15 protein-coding genes are annotated in these 23,827 nt (G+C 66.6%); 10 read left to right on the top strand and 5 right to left on the bottom strand.

Annotation, left to right across the window (positions count from 1 at the left end; all coding sequences use genetic code 11):
- Positions 1-272 precede the first annotated feature (272 nt).
- The 5 genes from GIW57_RS11010 to GIW57_RS10990 form a co-directional block, all read right to left on the bottom strand.
- The gene (locus GIW57_RS11010; RefSeq protein WP_100462189.1) at positions 273-2,495 is read right to left on the bottom strand and encodes an NADP-dependent isocitrate dehydrogenase; all 2,223 of its coding nucleotides are present in this window, start codon (positions 2,493-2,495) and stop codon (positions 273-275) included.
- Positions 2,496-2,846: 351 nt separating this feature from the next.
- Positions 2,847-3,350, bottom strand: a complete 504-nt coding sequence (locus GIW57_RS11005) for a hypothetical protein (RefSeq protein ID WP_100462188.1) — start codon at positions 3,348-3,350, stop codon at positions 2,847-2,849.
- Positions 3,351-3,397: 47 nt separating this feature from the next.
- Complete coding sequence (locus GIW57_RS11000; RefSeq protein ID WP_025878595.1) at positions 3,398-3,691, bottom strand: LysM peptidoglycan-binding domain-containing protein; 294 nt, start codon at positions 3,689-3,691, stop codon at positions 3,398-3,400.
- 262 nt (positions 3,692-3,953) lie between these two features.
- Entirely contained in the window at positions 3,954-4,772 is an 819-nt protein-coding gene (gene queF / locus GIW57_RS10995; RefSeq protein ID WP_236510710.1) for an NADPH-dependent 7-cyano-7-deazaguanine reductase QueF, read from the bottom strand.
- 556 nt (positions 4,773-5,328) lie between these two features.
- Positions 5,329-6,648, bottom strand: coding sequence for a M20 family metallopeptidase (locus tag GIW57_RS10990; RefSeq protein ID WP_236510707.1), 1,320 nt, complete (start codon positions 6,646-6,648; stop codon positions 5,329-5,331).
- Positions 6,649-6,834: 186 nt separating this feature from the next.
- Between GIW57_RS10990 and GIW57_RS10985 the strand changes: the two genes are divergently transcribed.
- The 10 genes from GIW57_RS10985 (at position 6,835) to GIW57_RS10940 (ending at position 23,432) form a co-directional block, all read left to right on the top strand.
- The gene (locus GIW57_RS10985; RefSeq protein WP_236510704.1) at positions 6,835-8,073 is read left to right on the top strand and encodes an efflux RND transporter periplasmic adaptor subunit; all 1,239 of its coding nucleotides are present in this window, start codon (positions 6,835-6,837) and stop codon (positions 8,071-8,073) included.
- A gap of 74 nt (positions 8,074-8,147) precedes the next feature.
- Complete coding sequence (locus GIW57_RS10980; protein WP_100462184.1) at positions 8,148-11,381, top strand: efflux RND transporter permease subunit; 3,234 nt, start codon at positions 8,148-8,150, stop codon at positions 11,379-11,381.
- Positions 11,382-11,412: 31 nt separating this feature from the next.
- Positions 11,413-14,535, top strand: a complete 3,123-nt coding sequence (locus GIW57_RS10975) for an efflux RND transporter permease subunit (protein WP_236510701.1) — start codon at positions 11,413-11,415, stop codon at positions 14,533-14,535.
- 247 nt (positions 14,536-14,782) lie between these two features.
- Positions 14,783-16,840, top strand: a complete 2,058-nt coding sequence (locus GIW57_RS10970) for a TonB-dependent receptor (protein WP_236510698.1) — start codon at positions 14,783-14,785, stop codon at positions 16,838-16,840.
- Positions 16,841-17,023: 183 nt separating this feature from the next.
- Positions 17,024-19,201 (top strand): YccS family putative transporter, encoded by a 2,178-nt coding sequence (gene yccS, locus GIW57_RS10965; protein ID WP_236510695.1) that lies wholly within the window; start codon positions 17,024-17,026, stop codon positions 19,199-19,201.
- 129 nt (positions 19,202-19,330) lie between these two features.
- Positions 19,331-20,128, top strand: coding sequence for an SDR family oxidoreductase (locus GIW57_RS10960; RefSeq protein ID WP_236510692.1), 798 nt, complete (start codon positions 19,331-19,333; stop codon positions 20,126-20,128).
- A 144-nt stretch (positions 20,129-20,272) separates the two neighbouring features.
- Positions 20,273-22,162, top strand: coding sequence for an MFS transporter (locus tag GIW57_RS10955; protein ID WP_100462179.1), 1,890 nt, complete (start codon positions 20,273-20,275; stop codon positions 22,160-22,162).
- A 195-nt stretch (positions 22,163-22,357) separates the two neighbouring features.
- The gene (locus tag GIW57_RS10950) at positions 22,358-22,645 is read left to right on the top strand and encodes a CD225/dispanin family protein (protein ID WP_089237339.1); all 288 of its coding nucleotides are present in this window, start codon (positions 22,358-22,360) and stop codon (positions 22,643-22,645) included.
- Between the two features lie 33 nt (positions 22,646-22,678).
- The gene (locus GIW57_RS10945; protein WP_100462178.1) at positions 22,679-22,963 is read left to right on the top strand and encodes a CD225/dispanin family protein; all 285 of its coding nucleotides are present in this window, start codon (positions 22,679-22,681) and stop codon (positions 22,961-22,963) included.
- Between the two features lie 43 nt (positions 22,964-23,006).
- Positions 23,007-23,432, top strand: coding sequence for a DUF2752 domain-containing protein (locus tag GIW57_RS10940; RefSeq protein WP_236510689.1), 426 nt, complete (start codon positions 23,007-23,009; stop codon positions 23,430-23,432).
- Positions 23,433-23,827: the final 395 nt, after the last annotated feature.

Below are 23,827 nucleotides of genomic sequence, written 5' to 3'. Positions count from 1 at the left end.
ATGGCTTGCCGCCATCGTCGTGATCGACTGCTCATATTGGTGGCAGTGGCAAACACGCACGCATCCGTTCTGCGACGGCCATCGCGGGCAAGTTTCATGCCGCTTTGACGGCATTCCGACAGACGACGGATTTCACGGTTCCGGGCCCGAGTGGACCTACGCCACGGGCGGGGTCAGATCCCTCTGCGGTGCACAGGGATCCGACCCCGGCCCGCAAAAAAGAAACCCGCGCCGGAGCGCGGGTTTCACGGTCACAACCGGGCAGCGATGGATCAGCCGCGCAGCTGCTCCAGCGCGGCGTTGAAGGTCGCGCTCGGACGCATCGCGGCAGCGGCCTTGGCCACGTCCGGACGGTAGTAGCCACCGATGTCCACGGCCTTGCCCTGCACCGCGATCAGCTCGTCAACGATCTTCTGCTCGTTGTCGGCCAGCGCCTTCGCCAACGGAGCGAAGCGTGCCTGCAATGCGGCGTCTTCGTTCTGCGCGGCCAGCGCCTGCGCCCAGTACAGGGCGATGTAGAAGTGGCTGCCACGGTTGTCGATGCCACCGAGCTTGCGCGACGGCGACTTGTCGTTGTCCAGGAACTGACCGTTGGCCTCGTCCAGCGCCTTGGCCAGCACGCGGGCAGCGGCGTTGTCGTAGCGGTTGCCCAGGTGCTCCAGCGACGCGGCCAGGGCCAGGAATTCACCCAGCGAATCCCAACGCAGGTAATCCTCTTCGACGAACTGCTGCACGTGCTTCGGGGCCGAACCACCGGCACCGGTCTCGAACAGGCCGCCACCGGCCATCAGCGGCACGATCGACAGCATCTTGGCGCTGGTGCCCAGTTCCATGATCGGGAACAGGTCGGTGAGGTAATCACGCAGCACGTTGCCGGTCACCGAAATGGTGTCCTCGCCCTTGCGGATGCGGGCCAGCGAGAAGGCGGTCGCTTCCACCGGCGGCAGGATGCGGATGTCCAGGCCGTTGGTGTCGTGGTCCTTCAGGTAGGTCTCGACCTTGGCGATGACCTGCGCGTCGTGGGCGCGGGCGGCGTCCAGCCAGAACACGGCCGGGGTGCTGCTCAGGCGGGCGCGTTCGACGGCCAGCTTGACCCAGTCCTGGATCGGCGCGTCCTTGGTCTGGCACATGCGCCAGATGTCGCCCGCTTCCACGGCGTGTTCGAACACCACGTTGCCGGCGTCGTCGGTGACCTTGACCACGCCGTCGGCAGCGATCTGGAAGGTCTTGTCGTGCGAGCCGTACTCTTCAGCCTTCTGCGCCATCAGGCCGACGTTGGGCACCGAGCCCATGGTGGCCGGGTTGAAGGCACCGTTGCTGCGGCAGTCGTCGATGACCGCCTGGTACACGCCGGCATAGCAGCGGTCCGGAATGACCGCCTTGGTGTCCTGCAGCTTGCCTTCGGCGTTCCACATCTTGCCGGAGTCGCGGATCATCGCCGGCATCGATGCGTCGACGATCACATCGCTCGGCACGTGCAGGTTGGTGATGCCCTTGTCGGAGTTGACCATGGCCACGCCCGGGCGCTGTGCGTACTCGGCAGCCAGGTCGGCTTCGATGGCGGTGCGGGTGGCTTCGGGCAGCGACGGCAGGCGTGCGGCCAGGTCACCGATGCCGTTGTTGGCATCGAAACCGGCCTGCTTGAGCACGTCGGCGTGCTTGGCCAGCACGTCCTTGTAGAACTCGTTGACCGCCACGCCGAACATGATCGGGTCGGAGACCTTCATCATGGTCGCCTTCAGGTGCAGCGAGAACAGCACGCCCTGGGCCTTGGCATCGGCGATCTGCTCGCCGATGAAAGCGGCCAGTGCCTTGCGGCTCATCACCGCGGCGTCGACGATCTCGCCGGCCTTGACCGCGGTCTTTTCCTTCAGCACGACGGTGCTGCCGTCCGTGCCGTGGAAGGTGATCTTCAGCGAACCGGCGTTGGCCAGCGTGGCCGACTTCTCGCTGCCGTAGAAATCACCGGCGGCCATGTGCGCGACGTGCGACTTCGAATCGGACGCCCAGGCGCCCATGCGGTGCGGATGCTTGCGGGCGTAGTTCTTCACCGACAGCGGCGCGCGCCGATCGGAGTTGCCTTCGCGCAGCACCGGATTCACTGCACTGCCCTTGACCTTGTCGTAGCGCGCCTTGTAGTCGCGCTGCTGGTCGTCAGCCGGAGTTTCCGGATAATCCGGCAGCGGATAACCCTGGTCCTGCAGTTCCTTGATGGCCGCCTTCAGCTGCGGCACCGAGGCGGAGATGTTCGGCAGCTTGATGATGTTGGCGTCGGGGGTGGTCGCCAGCTGGCCCAGCTCGGCCAGGTCATCGTTGACCTTCTGCGCATCGCTCAGCAGTTCCGGGAACAGCGACAGGATGCGGCCGGACAGCGAGATGTCACGGGTTTCCACCGCGATGCCGGCGGTGGAGGTATAGGCGTCGACGATCGGCAGCAGCGACTGGGTGGCCAGGAACGGTGCTTCGTCGGTCAGCGTGTAGAGGATCTTGGACATGGGGGACTTGGACTCTGTAGCAGTGCTCAGGGGAAGGCCGGCGCCAGCGCCGGGCCACGTGCAACCGTGTCGCTTTCCCCCGCCGCCGTCAGGGTGGGCGCGCGCCGGGGAAACCCCTGCATTGTCGCGTTTTCAGCCGCGCGGGGCAAAGCCGCGCCATACGCGGCGGTACTGCGCCCCGGCAACGCTGTGATCCATCCACGCATGCCGTGGACGGATGCACCACGTGCCAAGCGTCAGTAGATCCACGCCATGCGTGGATGTAGCCTTCGCGGAAAGCCACAAACAAAAAAGGACGCAGCCTCGCGGCTGCGTCCATCGTGAGTCCAACCGGGAGAGAGTCGGCGGGACTTACTTGACCTCGAACTCCTGCGGCGTTCCGGCCGCCTTGCCATCGACAATGACTTCGGCGCGGTACTTGCCGGCCGGCCAGCCATTGGCATTCTTGAAGGTGATGTTGGTGGTCTCTGCACCGCTGGTGTTCAGGGTCGCGTTCTGCTCACCGGCCACCTGGCCATCCTGGTAGGTCAGCTTGGCGCCGACGGTGACATTGTTGGCCGCGCCATCTGTCTTCACCGAGACGATGACATCGTCCTTCGGTGCGAACAGGGCTGCCGTGGTTACCGACTTGTCAGCAGCAGCAGACTTGCCGACGGTGACGGCCGACACCGCAACGGCCGATGCAGCCATGGGCGGCGGCGCACCGGTCATCGGCGCGGGCGCCTCTGCCGGCGTGGTTGCCGCCGGAGCCGCGTTGTTGTCTGCGGTTTCTTCCTTCTTCTTGCAGCCCACCAGGGCGACACTGCCCAGCAGCGCGGCCAGCAGGGCATTCTGAAGCGGGGTCGTCTTGATCATTCGGGGTTCCTCACAGGGATTGTCGGACGGCGATTGGATCGCCGGCATTACTTCGGCGGCAGTTTCAGGGTCTGGCCCGGGAAGATCTTGTCCGGGTCGTCGAGCACATCGCGGTTGGCTTCGAAGATCTTCTTCCAGGCGTTGGCATCGCCCAGGTGCTGCTTGGCGATCTTCGACAGCGAATCCCCCTTCTGCACGGTGTAGGTACCACCGCTGACCACCTCGGCGGTACTGTCCACCGAGGCACTGACGCCGGAGAAGTCCGCCTTGGGGACCTGCTGGGCGGTACTGTCGACGCTGCCACTGACGCCGGAGAAATCGGCTTTCTTCTCGGTACTCATCCACACACTCCCGTCTGTATGACTACATGGCTGGCACGGTGTCATAGAGGTTGTTAAATGGGGATGGTGCCGATGTGAAGCCGCACCCCGGGGCGGCTGAACAATCGAGGCGGAACGCCCCCGATGGGCTCGCCGGGCATGGCCCGGCGCTGCCCGTGACAGGGCGGCCCGACGGTAGCGCCGGCCGCTGGCCGGCGGCTCTGGATCAGGCCGCTGCACTCGCCGGGCATGGCCCGGCGCTACCTGTAGCCGCCTGCGGCGGTTACTGGCGCAGTTCGCGGTAGGTCGCGGCCGGGGCGGCGATGCCGTGGCTGGCGCGCCACGGGTTGATGTCCAGGCCACCGCGGCGGGTATAGCGGGCTTCCACTTCCAGCCACTGCGGCCGGCAGCGCGCCGACACCTCGCTGAAGATGCGCTCGACGCACTGCTCGTGGAACTCGGCGTGCTCGCGGTAGCTGACCAGGTAGCGCAGCAGGCCGGCACGATCGATCTGCGGGCCGCGATAACGCAGGCTGACGGTGGCCCAGTCCGGCTGGCCGGTGACCGGGCAGTTGGACTTCAGCAGGGCCGAGACCAGGGTCTCCTCCACCAGCACGTCGGCATGGGCCGACAGGTAGTCCGCCTGCGGCGGGCCATAGCAGTCGATGTCCACGTCAAGACCGTCGATCAACTCGCCCAGCGGAGACTCGCGCAGCGCCGGCAGGCCGAACGTGACCTGGACCGGGGCACCGGCGCAGGCCGAAAGGTCGGCGACGAGGCGCTCGCGCAGGGCTTCGGCGCTGTCCAGACGGGTGCTGTTGAGCGAGTTCAGATACAGCTTGAACGACTTCGACTCGATCAGCCGCGGCGAGGTGCACGGCACCTGCACGGTGGCGACGGCGACCTGCGGTTTGCCACGCGGGTCGAGCCAGCTCAGCTCGAAGGCGTGCCAGCGGTCGTGGCCGACGAACGGCAGCGCGGTCTCGTCGAGACCGATCTCGGCGCGGGCGCCGACGCGGGGGATGGGAAACAGCAGGCCGGGATCGTACTGCGACGGGTAACTGACCTCGCGACCGAGGCTGGAATCCTGTGGGGTGTTCATGCTGCTTATTGTATCGCGCGCAGGGCCGGCCTTCGGCCGGGTCGGCCAACGGCGGAGCCCCTCCGTGGTGGGTTGGTTGGTCGCGTACAGCCGGGATTCTGGGGTTGGCCGGGCGGGGAGGCTGGGCAGGGGGCGCTGCAAGTACGTCCATGTAAGCTCGGTCGCCGCATCCATGCGGCTCACGCCCCTGCCCAGCCTCCCCGCCCGACCTCTGACAGTTTCCTGCGCGCGGCCGCCACCACGGGAAAGATCAGAAAAATCAAAATCAAAAGCCGATGCTTCAGACGTTCATGACGTCCGCCGTGTCGACCAAGGTCGACACCTACCAGAGCAGGATGTCGTTCCGACAGCAGCAGGAAACTGTCGAAGGCGGGGTGGGTCCGGTGGCAGGGGCGTGAGCGCCATGGATGGCGCGACCGAGGCTACATGGACGTACTTGCGCCGTCCCCTGCCACCGGATCCACTCCGCCATCCCACGGATAGCCCGCTCTTGCTGTTGCTCCGGCTGTTGCCGTTGCCTCGGCGAGTGCAGGGCTGCAAGCCCTGCCGGTAACCCTCACCCCGCCGGGGTGCCGGCACCATGCAGATAATCCAGGCTAACCTGCAGCAGCGCGCGGAATCCGACATCCAGCGCCTTCTCATCCAGCAGGAACTTCGGCGAATGATTGGCCGGCGCCGTCGCCGGGTCGATCCCCACGCTGGTCGAGCCGACGAAGAAGAACATGCCCGGCACTTCCTTCGCGTACAGCGAGAAATCCTCCGCGCCCATCTGCAGCGGCGGTTCGTACACGTTGTCCTTGCCCACCACCGCCTGCAGGCTCGGCAGCATCTTCGCGGTCAACGCCGGGTCGTTCACCGTGGCCGGGTTGCCTTCCGATTCGTAGATGTCGGTCACCGCCTTGGCCCCGTGCGCGGCAGCCGTGTGATCGGCCACGTTGCGCAGGTCGGCGAAGATCTGCTGGCGCATGCCTTCATCGAAGGTGCGGATGGTGCCGACCATCTCCACTTCATCGGGAATGATGTTGTAGCGGATGCCGCCGTTGATCGCGCCGAAGGTCAGCACCGCCGGCTGCTTGGAGAGGTTGGCGCGGCGGCTGACGATGGTCTGTGCGGTGCCGATCAGATCGGCAGTGGCAACAATCGGGTCGACGCCGTTCCACGGTGCCGAGCCATGCGTCTGGCGGCCGATCACCTTGATGCCGAAACGATCGGATGCGGCCATCAGCGGGCCACCGCGCACCGCGATCTGCCCTGCCTGCACGCTGGAGAACACATGCAGGCCGAATACCGCCTCGGGCTTGAAGTCGGCAAACAGGCCTTCCTTCAGCATCAGCGCAGCACCGCCCTCTTCCGGCGGCGGCGCGCCTTCCTCGGAGGGCTGGAAGATCAGCATCACCTGGCCCGGCAGGTCCTTCTTCATCGCCACCAGCGCTTCAGCCACGCCCAACAGGGTGGCGGTGTGCGCGTCATGGCCACAGGCGTGCATCACGCCCACGGTCTGCCCGCGGTACTGCGCGGTGGCTTTTGACGCGAATGGCAAGCCGGTCTGCTCGGTCACCGGCAGTGCGTCCATGTCGGCACGCAGGGCGATCTTCGGGCCGGGCTTGCCGCCTTCGATGATCGCCACCACGCCATGGTGGGCGATGCCGGTCTTCGGCTTCAGGCCCATCGCGCGCAGGCGCTTGGCGACCTCGGCGGAGGTGCGCTCCTCGCGGTTGGACAGCTCCGGGTGCTGATGGAAATCGCGTCGCCATTCAACCACCTTGGCCTGCAGGCGCTGCGCGGCGGAGGTCACTTCCGGGCGCTGGGCGTCCTCGGCATGGGCAAGGGCCGGCAGGGCCAGCAGCAGGGCGGACAGCAGCAACGAAGGGCGCATCTCGATCTCCACGGAAGGGGTCTGCACCTGAATGTAGGGCAACCTCGCCGCTACGGGAACCTCCACCTTCGCCCACTGGTCTGAGCGCCCGTCCCATCCGTCATGCAGGAAACCCGGTGGGCCACAGGTATGCTTTGCGCATTGCCACCCGGGGTGCCGCCCCGTCCAGCCCTCTTGGAGTCTTGAATGTCACGTGTTTGGAAGATCGTGCTGCTGGTCGTGGCGGTACTGGTGCTGGCCGTGGTCGGCCTGCGCGTACTCGGTGGCGGCAAGGACAAGGCCGCAGGGCAGGAAGCAGGCGCCCGCGAGGGCGGTGAAGATCCCGATGCCGGCCCGGTGCCGGTAACCGTGGTCGATGCCGTACGCCAGGACGTGCCGGTGTATGCCAGCGCGCTGGGCACGGTAACCGCGATGAACACCGTGACCGTCAGCCCGCAGGTGGGCGGCCAGCTGATGAGCCTCAATTTCCGCGAAGGCCAGGAAGTGAAGAAGGGCGACGTGCTGGCGGTGATCGACCCGCGCACCGCCCAGGCCAGCTATGACCAGGCCGTCGCCTCCAAGCGCCAGAACGAAGCCCTGCTGGCCACCGCGCGCTCGAACTACCAGCGTTCGAACGCGCCGGAGTACCGCCAGTTCGTGGCCAAGACCGATCTGGATACACAACGAAACCAAGTGGCACAGTACGAAAGCGCGGTTGCCGCCAATGAAGCGAGCATGCGCTCGGCGCAGGTGCAGCTGCAGTACACCAAGGTCACCGCACCGATCACCGGCATCGCCGGCATCCGCGCGGTCGACGCCGGCAATGTGGTCAACGCCGGCACCGCACTGGTCACCCTGACCCAGATTCACCCGATCCACGTGCTGTTCAACCTGCCCGAGCGCCAGCTCGGCGACGTGCGCCAGGCGCAGGCTGCCGGCAGCGTGCCGGTCGCCGCGCTGGACCGCGCCGATTCGCACGTGCTCAGCGGCGACGGCAAGCTGGATGTGGTCGACAACCTGATCAGCGCCGACAGCGGTACTTTCAAGGCGCGCGCGGTGTTCGACAACACCGACAACGGCCTGTGGCCGGGCCAGTTCGTCAACGTGCGCATGCAGTTGCGCACCATCGGCGGCGGCGTGGTGATCCCGACCCAGGCGGTATTGCGTGGCCCGGACGGCGAGTACGTCTATGTCGTGCAGGGCGACAACACGGTGAAGATGCAGACCGTGCGCAGTGGCGTGGAAGTGGGCGACAGCCAGGTGCAGATCGCCGAAGGCCTGAAGGGCGGCGAGCGCGTGGTCAGCGAAGGCCAGTTCCGCCTGAAGCCGGGCAGCAAGGTGACCGCGCTGAAGCCGGGTGAAACGCCGGCCGCGCCGACCGAGGCCGAACTGAAGGCCGCCGAACAGAAGAGTGGCGGCGGTCGCCGCGGTGGTGGCCCGCGCTGAGCGCAGGCCCCTGCTCTTCCCCGCGCCGGCGATCCCGCCGGCGCTGCCATTGAAGTGCCAGCAAGGATCAGTCCGTGGGCTTTTCGACGATCTTCATCCGCCGCCCGATTGCCACCTCGCTGTTGATGGCGGGCTTGTTGCTTCTGGGCATCCTCGGTTACCGCAAGCTGCCGGTGTCGGCGCTGCCGGAAATCGATGCGCCCAGCCTGGTGGTGACCACCCAGTACCCCGGTGCCAACGCCACCACCATGGCCTCGCTGGTGACCACGCCGCTGGAGCGCCAGTTCGGGCAGATCTCCGGGCTGGAACTGATGACCTCCGATTCCTCGGCGGGGTTGTCCACGATCATCCTGCAGTTCTCGATGGACCGCGACATCGACATCGCCGCACAGGACGTGCAGGCGGCGATCCGCCAGGCCACCCTGCCCTCGTCGCTGCCGTACCAGCCGGTCTACAACCGGGTGAATCCGGCAGACGCGGCCATCGTCACCCTCAAGCTGACCTCCGATACGCGGCCGCTGCGCGACGTCAACAACTACGCGGACTCGATCCTCGCCCAGCGCCTGTCGCAGGTGCAGGGCGTGGGACTGGTGTCGATCGCCGGCAACGTGCGTCCGGCCGTGCGCATCCAGGTCAATCCGGCGCAGCTGTCGAACATGGGCCTGACCCTGGAAGAGCTGCGCAGCGCGCTCACCCAGGCCAACGTCAATGCGCCGAAGGGCTCGCTGAACGGCAAGACCCAGTCCTACAGCATCGGCACCAACGACCAGCTGGCCAGCGCTGCCGAGTACCGCGACACCATCATCAGCTACAAGAACGGCCGCCCGGTGCGTCTGTCCGACGTGGCCGAAGTGATCGATGGCGTGGAGAACGACCAGCTCGCCGCATGGGCCGATGGCAAGCCGGCGGTGCTGCTGGAAGTGCGGCGACAGCCGGGCGCCAACATCGTGCAGACCGTCGAGCGCATCCGCGCGCTGCTACCGCAGCTGCAGGGCGTGCTGCCGGCCGACGTGCACCTGGAAGTGTTCTCCGACCGCACCGAAACCATCCGCGCGTCGGTGCATGAAGTGCAGTTCACCCTGATCCTGACCATCGGCCTGGTGGTGGCGGTGATCTTCGTGTTCCTGCGACGGTTCTGGGCCACGATCATTCCCTCGGTGGCGGTGCCGTTGTCGCTGGCCGGCACCTTCGCGGTGATGGCCTTTACCGGCATGTCGCTGGACAACCTCTCGCTGATGGCGCTGGTGGTGGCCACCGGCTTCGTGGTCGACGATGCGATCGTGATGATCGAGAACATCGTGCGCTACATCGAACAAGGCAAGAGCGGCAAGGAAGCGGCCGAGATCGGTGCACGCCAGATCGGCTTCACCGTACTGTCGCTGACGGTTTCACTGGTGGCGGTGTTCCTGCCGCTGCTGCTGATGCCCGGCGTCACCGGCCGCCTGTTCCACGAGTTCGCCTGGGTGCTGAGCATCGCGGTGGTGCTGTCGATGCTGATCTCGCTGACGCTCACCCCGATGATGTGTGCCTACCTGCTCAAGCCCGATGCGCTGCCCGAGGGCGAGGACGCGCACGAGCGTGCCGCCGCGGCCGGCAAGCAGAACCTGTGGACGCGCACCGTCGGCCTGTACGAGCGCAGCCTGGACTGGGTGCTGGAACACCAGCCCCTCACCTTGGCCGTGGCCGCTGCCGCGCTGGTGTTGACCGTGCTGCTGTACGTGTTGATTCCCAAGGGACTGCTGCCCGAACAGGACACCGGCCTGATCACCGCCGTGGTCCAGGCCGACCAGAACATCGCGTTCCCGCAGATGGAGCAGCGCACCAAGCAGGTTGCCGAGGCGCTGCGCAAGGACCCGGACGTGACCGGCGTGTCAGCCTTCATCGGCGCCGGCAGCATGAATCCCACGCTCAACCAGGGCCAGCTGTCGATCGTGCTGAAAGAGCGCGGCGATCGGGACGGACTGGATGACATCCTGCCGCGCCTGCAGAAGTCCGTCGCCGGCATTCCCGGCGTGGCGCTGTACCTGAAGCCGGTACAGGACGTGACCCTGGATACCCGCGTGGCCGCCACCGAGTACCAGTACTCGCTGTCGGACGTGGACAGCGCGGAGGTTGCACTGCAGGCCAACCGCCTGACCCAGGCGCTGCGCCAGCGCCCGGAACTGGCCGACGTCGACAACAACCTGTCCAACCAGGGCCGCGCACTGGAACTGAACATCGACCGCGACAAGGCCAGCGTGCTGGGCGTGCCGATGCAGACCATCGACGACACGCTCTACGATGCGTTCGGCCAGCGCCAGATCTCGACCATCTTCACCGAGCTCAACCAGTACCGGGTGGTGCTGGAAGTGGCGCCGCAGTTCCGTACCAGCACTGCGCTGATGGAACAGCTGGCGGTCGCCTCCAATGGCGCCGGCGCACTGACCGGCACCAACGCGACCAGCTTCGGCCAGGTCACTTCCTCCAACTCGTCCACGGCCACCGGTATCGGTGCGCAGAACACCGGCATCACCGTCGGTGCCGGCAGCATCATCCCGCTGTCGGCGCTGGCCGAGGCCAAGGTGTCCAGCGCGCCGCTGCTGGTCAGCCACCAGCAGCAGCTGCCTGCGGTGACGGTGTCGTTCAACGTCGCCCCGGGCTATTCGCTGTCCGATGCGGTCAAGGCCATCGAAGCCACCAAGGCCAGCCTGGACATGCCGGCGCACGTGCATGCGCAGTTCATCGGCAAGGCCGCCGAATTCACCGGCAGCCAGACCGACGTGGTGTGGCTGCTGCTGGCGTCGCTGGTGGTGATCTACATCGTGCTGGGCGTGCTGTATGAGAGCTACATCCACCCGATCACGATCATCTCGACCCTGCCGCCGGCCGGCGTCGGTGCGCTGCTGGCACTGATGGTCTGTGGCCTGAGCCTTTCGGTGGATGGCATCGTCGGCATCGTGCTGCTGATCGGCATCGTCAAGAAGAACGGCATCATGATGGTCGACTTCGCCATCGAGGCGCGGCGCACCGGTGCCAACGCACGCGAGGCCATCCGCCGTGCCTGCCTGCTGCGCTTCCGCCCGATCATGATGACCACCGCGGCAGCCATGCTCGGCGCGTTGCCGCTGGCGCTGGGCACCGGCATCGGCTCGGAACTGCGTCGCCCGCTGGGCATCGCCATCGTCGGCGGCCTGCTGCTGTCGCAGCTGGTGACCCTGTACACCACGCCGGTGATCTACCTGTACATGGAACGCTTCTCGGAATGGCTTGCCCGTCGCCGTGAACAGCGTGCGCTGCGCGATGGCACGGCACAGGAGCCGCAGGCATGACCCTGGCCCCGAGCCTCCGGGGGGCTGCACGGTGAACCTGTCCGGCCCCTTCATCCGCCGTCCGATCGGCACCGCCCTGCTGGCCATCGGCTTGTTCATGGTCGGCGTGATCTGCTACCTGCGGCTCGGCGTGTCGGCACTGCCGAACATCGAGATCCCGGTGATCTTCGTGCACGCCAGCCAGTCCGGTGCGGACGCAGCGACCATGGCCTCCACGGTGACCGCGCCGCTGGAACGCCACCTCGGCCAGCTGCCGGGCATCGACCGCATGCGCTCGTCGAGTTCGGAAGGCAGCTCGCTGGTGTTCATGATCTTCCAGAGCGACCGCGACATCGATTCAGCCGCGCTGGACGTACAGACGGCGATCAATTCGGCGCAGGCCGACCTGCCCTCGGGCATGGGCTCGCCGATGTACCAGAAGGCGAACCCGAACGACGACCCGGTGATCGCCATCGCGCTGACGTCGCAGACGCAGTCCGCCGATGAGCTGTACAACGTCGCCGATTCGCTGCTGGCCCAGCGCATCCGCCAGATCGGCGGTGTCGCCTCGGTGGACATCGCTGGTGCCTCCACGCCGGCGGTGCGCGTGGACGTCAACCTGCGCCTGATGAACGCGTTGGGACTGACCGCTGACGACCTGCGCAATGCCGTGCGCGCGGCCAACGTGACCTCGCCCACCGGCTTCCTCAGCGATGGCAACACCACCACCGCGATCATTGCCAACGATTCGGTCGCACGCGCCGCCGACTTCGCCGATCTGGTGGTCAAGACCCAGGGCGACGGCCGGGTGATCCGCCTGAAGGACATCGCCAACGTCTACGACGGCCAGCAGGACGCCTACCAGGCTGCGTGGTTCGACCACAAACCGGCCGTGGTGATGTACGTGTTCACCCGTGCCGGCGCCAACATCGTGGAAACCGTGGACCGGGTGAAAGCGCAGATACCCGCGTTGCGCGATTACCTGCAGCCGGGCACCACGATGACGCCCTACTTCGACCGCACCCCGACCATCCGGTCGTCGCTGCACGAAGTGCAGATCACCCTGCTGATCAGCCTGGCGATGGTGGTGCTGACGATGGCGCTGTTCCTGCGCCGATTGGCGCCGACGCTGATCGCTGCGGTCACCGTGCCGCTGTCACTGGCCGGTGCCGCGCTGGTGATGTACGTGATGGGCTTCACCCTGAACAACCTGAGCCTGCTGGCGCTGGTGATCGCGATCGGCTTCGTGGTCGACGATGCGATCGTGGTGATCGAGAACATCATGCGCCACCTCGACGAGGGCATGCCGCGGATGCAGGCGGCCTTCGCCGGTGCGCGTGAAATCGGCTTCACCATCGTCTCGATCACCGCCTCGCTGGTGGCGGTGTTCATCCCGCTGCTGTTCGCCAGCGGCATGATGGGCGCGTTCTTCCGCGAGTTCACCGTGACCCTGGTGGCGGCGATCGTGGTGTCGATGATCGTTTCGTTGACGCTGACCCCGGCGCTGTGCAGCCGCTTCCTCAGCGCGCACGACCACAAAGCTGCACCGTCGCGCTTCGGCCGCTGGCTTGATGCCGGTCACGAGCGGATGCTGCGTGTCTACACCGTGTTCCTTGATTTCTCGCTGCGCCATGCGCTGCTGCTGTCGTTGACGCCGTTGATCCTGATCGGCGTCACCATCTTCCTGTTCGGTGCGGTGAAGAAGGGGGCATTCCCCCCGCAGGACACCGGCCTGATCTGGGGCCGCGCCAACTCCAGTGCGACGGTGTCCTTCGAGGACATGGTCAGCCGCCAGCGTCGCATCACCGACATGCTGATGGCCGACCCGGCGGTGAAGACCGTGGGCGTACGCCTGGGCAGTGGCCGCCAGGGCTCCAGCGCGCAGTTCAACGTCGAACTGAAGTCGCGCAAGGAAGGCCGCCGCGAAACCACCGCACACGCACTGGCACGACTGAGTGCGAAGGCCGACCGCTACCCGGACCTGCAGCTGCGCCTGCGCGCAATCCAGGACCTGCCCAGCAATGATGGTGGTGGCAACAGCCAGGGCGCGCAGTACCGCGTCTCGCTGCAGGGCAACGATCTGGCCGCGCTGCAGGAATGGCTGCCCAAGCTGCAGGCGGCGTTGAAGAAGAACCCGAAGCTGCGCGATGTCGGCACCGACGTCGACAACGCCGGCCTGCGCCAGAACATCGAGATCGACCGCGCCAAGGCCGCGCGCCTGGGCATCTCGGTCGGCGCCATCGACGGTGCGCTGTACGGCGCCTTCGGCCAGCGCCAGATCTCCACCATCTACTCGGACATCAACCAGTACAGCGTGGTGGTCAATGCGCTGCCGTCGCAGACCGCCACGCCCGCGGCGCTGGACGAAGTGCATGTGCGCGCGCGCAACGGCGAGATGGTGCCGATCACGGCGGTGGCCAGACAGGCGCCGGGCCTCGCGCCCTCGCAGATCACCCATGAAAACCAGTACACGACGATGGACCTGAGCTATAACCTCGCCCCCGGCGTCAGCATGGGCGAGGCCAAGGCCATCATCGACAGCACCGTGGCGGGCATGCGCATGCCCGGCGACATCCGCCTGGCCGACGACGCGGGCTTCGGCTTCAATTCCGACCCCAGCGACATGCTGATCCTGGTACTGGCGGCGATCCTCACCGTCTACCTGGTGCTGGGCATCCTGTACGAAAGCCTGATCCACCCGGTGACGATCCTGTCCACCCTGCCGGCAGCCGGCGTGGGTGCGTTGCTGGCGCTGTTCGGCACCAACACCGAACTGTCGGTGATCTCGATGATCGCGCTGGTGCTGCTGATCGGCATCGTCAAGAAGAACGCGATCATGATGATCGACTTCGCCCTGGTGGCGCAGCGCGAACATGGGCTGACCGCGCGCGAGGCGGCACGCGAAGCCAGCATCGTGCGTTTCCGCCCGATCATGATGACCACGATGGTGGCGATCCTGGCGGCGGTGCCGCTGGCGATCGGCCTGGGTGAAGGTTCGGAACTGCGTCGCCCGCTGGGCATCGCGATGATCGGCGGCCTGCTGTTCTCGCAGAGCCTGACCCTGCTCAGTACGCCGGCGCTGTACGTGATCTTCTCGTGCCTGGCCGAGCGCTGGAAGGCGCGGCGTGCGCGCAGGCGTGAAGCGAAGCTGCTCAGGCGCGCGCAGCGGGCATAGCAAGGCCCATCCACGCATGGCGTGGATCTACTGCAACACCTGTCTCTGGTGGGTGCGGACCGTTGGTCCGCACGCCGATGGCATTTGACGCGCTGTAACGAAAAGAGAACAATTCTCATCCAGCCATGGTCCTGCGCCCCCTTGCGGCGCCCCGCTGCCGTTGCCGGCACGCCTGCGTGATCCCAGCCACCGACCTTTCCCCCTGCATGGGCGGATGGCCCGTGGCCGTCCGCCGAGGACCCCATCGATGTTGCCCATCCGCTCCCCCCGCCTGGCCGTGCTGGCCGTAGCGCTGTCCGCCGCCTGCACGGCACACGCCGAAGCCTCCGCCGACGCCCGTAGTGCCACCGATCTGGACGCGGTCAAGGTCATCGCCGAGCGTACCCACACCGAGGCCGGCGCCCTGGGCGATCGCGTCCTGCGTGATACCCCGTTTGCGATCACCGCCGTCGGCCGGGAGCAGATCGAACAGCGCCAGGTCGTCTCGCTGGGCGAAGCCTTCCTGCTAGACCCCTCGGTCACCACGCAGGTAAGCGCCTATGCCAGCGGCTGGAGCTCGCCGATCCGCAACCGTGGCATCGACCTGAATTTCGACAGCTACCGGGTCAACGGCCTGCAGGTCTCGTCCTGGGGCACCGAGTGGCCGCTGGAGGTGATGGAACAGGTCGACCTGCTGAAGGGCCCCGGCGGGTTCCTGTACGGCTTCGGCGCACCAGGCGGCATCGTCAACTACATCACCAAGAAGCCGACCGAGGTACCGACCTTCTCCGCCCAGCTCGGCTGGCGCGAGCAGGGCATCGTCAGCGGCGGCATCGACGTCGGCGGCCGCTTCGGCAACGAGCAGATGTTCGGCTACCGCTTCAACGCCTACCAGGAAAAGGGCGAAACCTTCAACGGCGGCCATGTCGATCGCAAGGTCGGCGCACTGTCGCTGGACGCGCGCCTGAGCGATGCCCTCACCTGGACCTTCGACGGCGTATTCCAGTCGCGCGACCTGCGCGAGGAATCACCGCAGTACTACTTCCGTGGCCTGACGTCGCTGCCGCGGCCGATCGCTGGCGATGTCGACAACAGCGTGCCTGGCACCTACTACGACACCCGCTCCAGCCTGCTGTCCACCGCACTGAACTGGCAGATCAACAGCGACTGGAAGGCAAGCCTGAGCTATGGCGTCACCACCTCGTGGAACGACGTCAACAAGATTTTCGCCTACATCGACGACCTCAACGGCGACTACGACGTCAACGTCTACGAGCTCGGCGGCAAGAGCGAGTGGAAGCTGGCGCAGGCACTGGTGCAGGGCAGCTTCGGCACCGGCCCGCTGCGGCACCAGTTGGTGGCCGGGGTCAGCCACCAGACCGGACTGGGCTGGGATCGTCCTTACGAGTTCAGCCTGATCGGCCGCGCCAACCTCTACCAGCGCCATGACATCCGCCACGACGCAGTCGGTTCGCGGGTGATGAGCCGTGGCAGCGAAACCGTGCAGAAGGCCGTGTTCGTCAGCGATACCGTCGACCTCGGCCATGGCTGGTCGGTACTGGCCGGTTGGCGCCACAACGATTTCGAGACCAAGGGCGCCTACCACACCTATCCGGTCACCCCGACCTACGCGGTGATGTTCAAGCCCAGCGACGCCGTCACCCTGTATGCCAGCTACATCGAGTCGCTGGAAGCCGGCGGCCGCGTCGGCAACAGCTACGTCAATGCCGGCGATGTGCTCGACCCCACCATCAGCAAGCAGTACGAGATCGGCGCCAAGGTTGAAGCGGATCGCTGGAACGCGAACGTCGCTGCCTTCCGCCTGGAGCGCGGCGCCAACATCGATCAGCTGACCGATGCAGGCAAGCGCCTGGTGCAGGATGGCATCACCCTGTACGAAGGCATCGAGGCCAGCGCCGACCTGCACCTGAGCGATGCGCTGACCGTCGGTGGTGGCGTGACCTGGCTTGACCCGACCTACGACAAGCTGTCACCGGGCAGCGCGGCGCAGGAAGGCAACCGCACCGTCGGTGCAGCACGCTGGAGCGGCGTGCTGCACGCCACCTACCAGCTGCCGTGGGTGGAAGGGCTGGAGACCTATGCCGCCGTGCGCTACTACGGCGATGTCTGGTATGACGCCGACAACACCCTGAAGCTGCCCGACTACACGCTCGTCAATGCCGGCATCGGCTACCGCCTGCTGGCCTCCGGCCACCCGGTGACCCTGCGTGCCAGCGTGGAGAACCTGACCAACCGCAGGTACTGGTCCAATGCCGGCGTCGGCCTGCCGCGCACCTTCGCGCTGAGCGTGCGGTTCGACATGTAAGCGACCGGCAAACGGTAGTGCCGGCCGCTGTCCGGCTCCTCGCACCTTCGTCCGGGCTCATGAGGAGCCGGCCGGCGGCCGGCGCTACCGGGTATGGAGCGGAAAATCATCCACGCATGGCGTGGATCTACCATTTCACGCGCGGCCCGCAATAATGGAGGTCGATCCTTCCGCCGAGCCTGCATGTCCGCACGCGAATCCCGCCTCAGCCGCCTGTGGGCCCACGAGAAGGCCAGCTATGGCCTGCGGGTGTTCATTGCCCTGACAGCGGCCCTGGCCGTGTGCTGGCACCTGGATGCGCTGACCGCGCTGCCTGGCGTGTTCCTCGGCATCATCGCCAGCGCGATTGCCGAGACAGATGACAACTGGTGGGGCCGGACCAAGGCCGTGCTGCTGTCGCTGCTGTGCTTCTGCCTGGCGGCGGCCTCGGTGATCTGGCTGTTCCCCTGGCCGTGGATCTTCATCACGGCCCTTGCGCTGTCCACGTTCGGCCTGACACTGCTCGGCGCACTCGGCGAGCGTTACGCGTCCATCGCCCAGGCGACCGTCACCCTGGCCATCTACACCATGATCGGCCTGGAGCAGCATGGTGCCCATGACCTGCACAGTGCGCTGGATGCGGTCAGCCACCTGCTGGCGGGCGCGGTCTGGTACGGGCTGCTGTCGATTCTGTGGACCACGCTGTTCGCCAACCGGCCGGTGCGCGAGCGCGTGGCCCGCCTGTACGTAGAACTGGGCCGTTACCTGCAGCTCAAGGCCGCCCTGTTCGAACCCGTGCGCGAGGCGGACCTGCAGCGCCGCCAGCTCGACCTGGCCGAACAGAACCGCCGCGTGGTCGGTGCGTTGAACGAGGCGAAGACGGCGATCCTGGCGCGCTTTGGCCGCTCCGGTCGGCCTGGCGTCAATTCCGGCCTGTACCTGCGCCTGTACTACATGGCACAGGATTTCCATGAGCGCGCCAGCTCCTCGCACTATCCGTACGGCGCGCTGGTCGATGCGTTCTTCCACAGCGACGTGCTGTACCGCTGCCAGCGCCTGCTCGACCTGCAGGGCCAGGCCTGTGCACGGCTGGGCGAAGCGATCCGGCTGCGCCGCCCGTTCGTCTACGGCGAGAGCAACCAGCAGGCCGGGCGCGATCTTGCCGATGCGCTGACCTACCTGCGCGACCAGCAACGCCCGCAGTGGCAGCGCCTGCTCGGCTCGCTGGACCTGCTGGTGCACAACCTGCGCAGCATCGAGCGCCGCCTGCTCGATGCCGAGCGTTCCGAAGCCAGCCTGGACAACGTCGATACCCGCCTGCGCGACAGCAACCCGCACACGCTGCGCGAAATGGGCGTGCGCCTGCGTCAGCAGCTCACCCCGGGCTCGGTGCTGTTCCGCCATGGCCTGCGCATGGCGCTGGCACTGATCGCCGGTTTCGTTGCCATCCGTCTGTTCAATGCACAGAACGGCTCGTGGGTGCTGCTGACCATCGTGTTCGTGTGCAGGCCCAGCTTCGGTGCCACCCGCCAGCGCCTGGCCCAACGCATCGTCGGTACGCTGGCCGGCCTGGTACTGACCTGGGCACTGCTGCAGCTGTTCCCCCGGTTGGACATCCAGCTGCTGATCGCGCTGTTGTCGGCGCTGCTGTTCTTCTTCACGCGTACCGACCGCTATCTGGTCGCCTCGGCCGCCATCACGGTGATGGCATTGACCTGCTTCAACCTGATCGGCGACGGCTTCGTGCTGATCGTGCCGCGCATGGTCGATACAATCCTCGGCTGCGCGATCGCCGCCGCCGCCGCGTTCCTGATCCTGCCGGACTGGCAAGGCCGACAGCTGCACCGCGTGCTGGCGCGGGTGCTGGATACCGCCGCCCGTTATCTGGAATCGGTGCTGGGCCAGTACCGCAGCGGCATGCGCGACGATCTGGCCTACCGCATCGCCCGCCGCGACATGCACAACGCCGATGCCGCACTGTCCACCGCGTTGTCGAACATGCTGCGCGAACCGGGCCACGTGCGCCGCAACCTCGATTCGGGTTTCCACTTCCTGGCGTTGTCCAACACCCTGCTCGGGCACCTGTCGGCGCTGGGTGCGCACCGCGACCAGGTCGACAGCTACGCGGGTGATCCACTGGCGCTGGCCGCTGGCGAGCGGGTGCGCAAGGCATTGCAGCAGCTGGCGTCGGCATTGACTGCGCAGCAACCGGTGTCGGAGGAAGACAACGACGCCGATCGCGCGGTGGCTGCGGAACTGGAGCAGCTTGATGAGACGATGCCACCGAAACTGCAGCTGATCCGTACGCAGATGGCGCTGGTGCTGCGGATGCTGCCGAAGGTGAGAGCGGCGGCCAATGGTGCGGTGCGTGGTTTGAGCTGATGGCATCCACGCGTGGCGTGGATCTACTGGAGCGGCTGTCGGCCGTGCAACATCGTGTTGCGTCCACGGGGGCATTCCGATCACGCCCCGGCGCCGATACTGCCGTGTCGCCCACGCAGGATCTCCTCCATGAAGATCGAACTCAACGACCGCACCGCGCTGGTCACCGCCTCCACCGCTGGCATCGGCCACGCCATCGCACAGGGGCTCGCTGCCGCCGGTGCGCAGGTCATCCTCAACGGCCGCAGTGCCGACAGCGTGGAGCGCGCGCGCCAGCGCCTGCTGTCTGCCATTCCCGGCGCCAACGTGCTGGGCGTGGCCGCCGACCTGTCCGATGCCAGCGGCGTCGACACCCTGCTGGCCGGCCTGCCGGGAAGAGTCGACATCCTGGTCAACAATGCCGGCATCTTCGGCCCGCAGGATTTCTTCGAAACCGACGATGCCACCTGGGAGCAGTACTGGCAGACCAACGTCATGTCCGGCGTGCGCCTGTCGCGCGCCCTGCTGCCGGCGATGGTCGACGCCGGCTGGGGCCGCGTGCTGTTCATCTCCTCCGAATCGGCACGCAACATTCCGGCCGACATGATCCATTACGGCGTCAGCAAGACCGCGCAGCTGTCGCTGTCGCGCGGCCTGGCCAAGCGCGTGGCCGGCAGCGGCGTCACCGTCAATGCGGTGCTGCCCGGCCCGACGTTGTCCGACGGCTTCGCAACGATGTTCGAAGAAGAACGCGCGCGTACCGGCAAGCCGCTGGAACAGATCGGCCGTGAGTTCGTGATGGCCCATCGTCCTGCGTCGCTGATCCAGCGCGCGGCCACCGTCGAAGAAGTGGCCAACATGGTGGTCTACCTCGCCTCGCCGCAGGCGTCGGCCACCTCCGGAGCAGCGTTGCGGGTCGATGGCGGCGTAGTCGACGATATCGTCTGAGGTTCTCAGGTGTGCGGACCAACCGTCCGCACCCACCGTCCGCACCGAGGGGTCTGAGTAGATCCACGCCATGCGTGGATGCATGCCGCCACGGTCCCGACGGATGGGCAGGAATGCTAGGCTGCGCCGGTCCAAGGAGGTTCCATGTCCGGTCACAACCAGTTCGCCCTGCTGCGCCAGCGCCGTTTCCTGCCGTTCTTCATCGTGCAGGGGTTGGGTGCCTTCAACGACAACGTGTACCGGCAGGCGATCATCGGCCTGCTGTTCTACCTCGGCGTTGCCGAGAGCGAGCGCACGCTCTACACCAACCTGGCGCCGGCGCTGTTCATCCTGCCCTACTTCCTGTTCTCCGCCCTGGCCGGGCAGATCGCGGAAAAGCTGGAGAAGTCGCGACTGATCGTGATCACCACCACCATGGAGATCGTGATCATGACGCTGGCGGCGGTGGGCTTTCTGACCGAGAGCCTGCCGGTGCTGCTGGTGGCCCTGTTCTGCACGGGCCTGCAATCCACCCTGTTCGGCCCGGTGAAGTACTCGGTGCTGCCCTCGGTACTGCGCCCGGAAGAACTGACCGGTGGCAATGGCCTGGTCGAGATGGGCACGTCGATGTCGATCCTGACCGGCATGATCGTCGGCGGCCTGGTGTTCACCCTGGCCGGCACCCATGGACCGATCGTGGCCGCCACGGCGGTCATCGCGCTGGCGATCTGCGGCAACCTCGCCGCGCGCATGATCCCCAAGGTCGATGCGGGCGCGCCGGATCTGAAGATCAACTGGAACCCGATCCCCGAATCGCTGGCCGTGCTGCGCATGGCCAGGAAGCAGAAGTCGGTACGCAACGCCATCCTCGGCGTGTCCTGGTTCTGGTTCGTCGGCACCATCCTCACCGCGCAGCTGCCGTCCTATGCGGTTACCAACCTCGGTGGCGAGCCCACCCTGTACATCTTCGCGCTGGCGCTGTTTTCGGTAGGCACCGGCGTTGGTTCGCTGCTGTGCGAAAAGCTGTCGGCGCGCACCGTGGAGATCGGCCTGGTGCCGCTGGGCGCGTTCGGCATGACCGCGTTCCTGCTCGACCTGTACTTCGCACGCGCCGGTGAAGCCACCGCGCAGGGCCTGTCGGTCACCCAGTTCGTGCACCAGGCCGGCAGCATCCGCATCATCGTCGACCTGCTCGGCATCGGCCTGTTCACCGGCTTCTTCGTGGTGCCGCTGTTTGCGTTGATCCAGAGCCGCACGCCGAAGTCGGAGATGTCGCGCGTGTTCGCCGCGCTGAACATCCAGAACTCCGGCTTCATCGTCGCTGCGGCGGTACTTGGCCTTCTCACCCAGCGCCTGCTCGGCTGGACCATCCCGCAGCTGTTCCTGGCATTGGCCATCGCCAATGCCGTGGTGGCGATCTACATCTTCACCATCGTCCCCGAATTCCTGATGCGTTTCCTCAGCTGGGTGATGGTGCGCACGCTGTATCGCCTGCGCCCGCATGGCATCGAGGGCAACGTGCCCGATGAAGGCGCCGCGCTGCTGGTCTGCAACCACGTCAGCTACATGGACGCACTGATTTTGTCGGCGACGATTCCGCGTCCCGTGCGTTTCGTCATGTACTACAAGATCTTCAATATCCCGGTGATGCGCTGGATCTTCCGCACCGCCAAGGCGATCCCGATCGCCGGTGCGCGCGAAGATCCTGCGCTGATGCAGCGTGCGTTCGATGAAGTCGATGCCGCACTCGCCGAAGGCGAGCTGGTGTGCATCTTCCCGGAAGGCGCACTGACCCGCGACGGCACGATGGCACCGTTCAAGTCCGGCGTGGAGAAGATCCTCGAACGCCGCCCGGTACCGGTGGTGCCGATGGCCCTGCGCGGCATGTGGTCGAGCATGTGGAGCCGCCGCGATACCCGGCTGGGCCGCATGCGCGTGCCGCGCCGGTTCCGGGCGACCGTAGAGGTGGTCGCGGCACCGGCGGTGGATGGCCATTCGACCGATGCCGCCACCCTGGAAGCCCAGGTCCGTACCCTGCGCGGCGATCTCGCCTGAGGGGGCCGATCGCGCCGCAGCGTGCTCTGAAAGCCGGCGCCAAGCGCCGGCTTTTTCTTGTCCCGTCAAGCGCCGAAGGCGTCGGGATCTGGCTGTAACCGCATACATGCGTCGCAGGTTGCGGTAGATTACGCACCCACAGGGGGGAGGTTCGGCCAGTTCACACGGCCGGCCACCAAGGAATGGAGTCTTGCTTTGAATCAACCGCCACCGCTCAGCCGTCCGGTCTACATCCCCAACCATCTGGTCTGGGCGATCCTGACGACGCTGTTCTGCTGCCTGCCGTTGGGCGTGGTGTCGATCGTGTATGCCGCCCAGGTCGATGGTCGCCGCGCGGCCGGTGACCTGCCGGGGGCATACAGCGCGTCGCGCAAGGCGGGCTGGTGGGCGGTGGCTTCGGCCGTTGCCCTGCCGGTCCTGTTGCTGTTGTGGTTCGGGCTGTTCGGCGGCCTGGCCGTGCTGGGCGCTCTATCCGACCTTTGATTCACCACCACCACCCATCGAGGAGCTTGAACCATGAACACCAGTACCCCGCAGGTCCCCAACAATCTGGTCTGGGCCATCCTGTCCACCCTGTTCTGCTGCCTGCCGGCCGGCATCGTGTCGATCGTCTACGCCGCCCAGGTCAACGGCAAGCTGGCTGCTGGCGACGTCGCCGGTGCCCGTGATTCGGCCGACAAGGCCAAGAAATGGGCCATGTGGTCGGCCATCGCCGCCGTCGTCGTCATGGTGCTGTACTTCATCGTGATCATGGCCGTTGGCGGCCTGGGCGCGCTGAGCGGCGGCAACGGCAGCTACTGATGCCCGCGACGGGGTCCGGCCACGCGCCGGATCCCGCTCCCGCATGTCCGCACTTCCTGCGCGTTCCCGACTCGCCCGCTGGGCTCCGCTGCTGGCCGCTTCCGGTCTGGCCGCGGGTGCCGCCGTGGTCCTGCGCCACGTCAATCCGTATGTCTCCGGCAATCCGCTGCCGGGCTGCCCGCTGTACGCACTGACCGGCTTCTACTGCCCCGGCTGCGGCAGCACGCGCTGCCTGTATTCACTGGTCCACTTCGACCTGCCCGGCGCGATGGCGATGAACCCGTTGCTGGTCATCAGCCTGCCCTTCCTGTTCCTGATGCTGCTCAACATGGCTGACGTGCGCCCGCGCGTGCTCGATCCGCTGATGCGGGTACTGGCCAGTCCCACGTTCTGGCTGTGGCTGCTGCCGGGCTATGCCGTGCTGCGCAACCTGCCGTGGGCGCCTTTTACCGCGCTGGCTCCGGTGTAGGTTTCCAGCCAACGGCGCAGCCCCTCGTGGTTGGTCGCTGGAAGCAGAAGCCGTTGGGGTTGGCCGGGCGGGTGGGCTGCGCAGGGGTCGCTGCAAGTACGTCCATGTAAGCTCGGTCGCCGCATCCATGCGGCTTACGCCCCTGCGCAACCCACCCGCCCGGCCACGCACAATTTCCGTGCGCCCACCACGGAAGAAAGAAGAGAAGATCAAAAGCGGAAGCGGGTCGCTGCGCTCGGCATCCACGCATGGCGTGGATCTACCGTGTCGACCAAGGTCGACACCTACCAACAGCCGCCGGAACCTGTCGGGGGTGGGGCGGTGTGGGGCTGCAGGACCGTTGGCGCCATGGGCCCGAGGCATGCCTCGGGCGGGTTGGGCAGGACGCCCAACCC

The sequence above is a fragment of the Stenotrophomonas sp. PA-6-5C genome (genome assembly GCF_021605635.1).
GTDB classification, from domain to species: domain Bacteria; phylum Pseudomonadota; class Gammaproteobacteria; order Xanthomonadales; family Xanthomonadaceae; genus Stenotrophomonas; species Stenotrophomonas lactitubi.
Note: the sequence above shows the minus strand (reverse complement) of the source record. Positions and strands in the feature narration are given on the sequence as shown.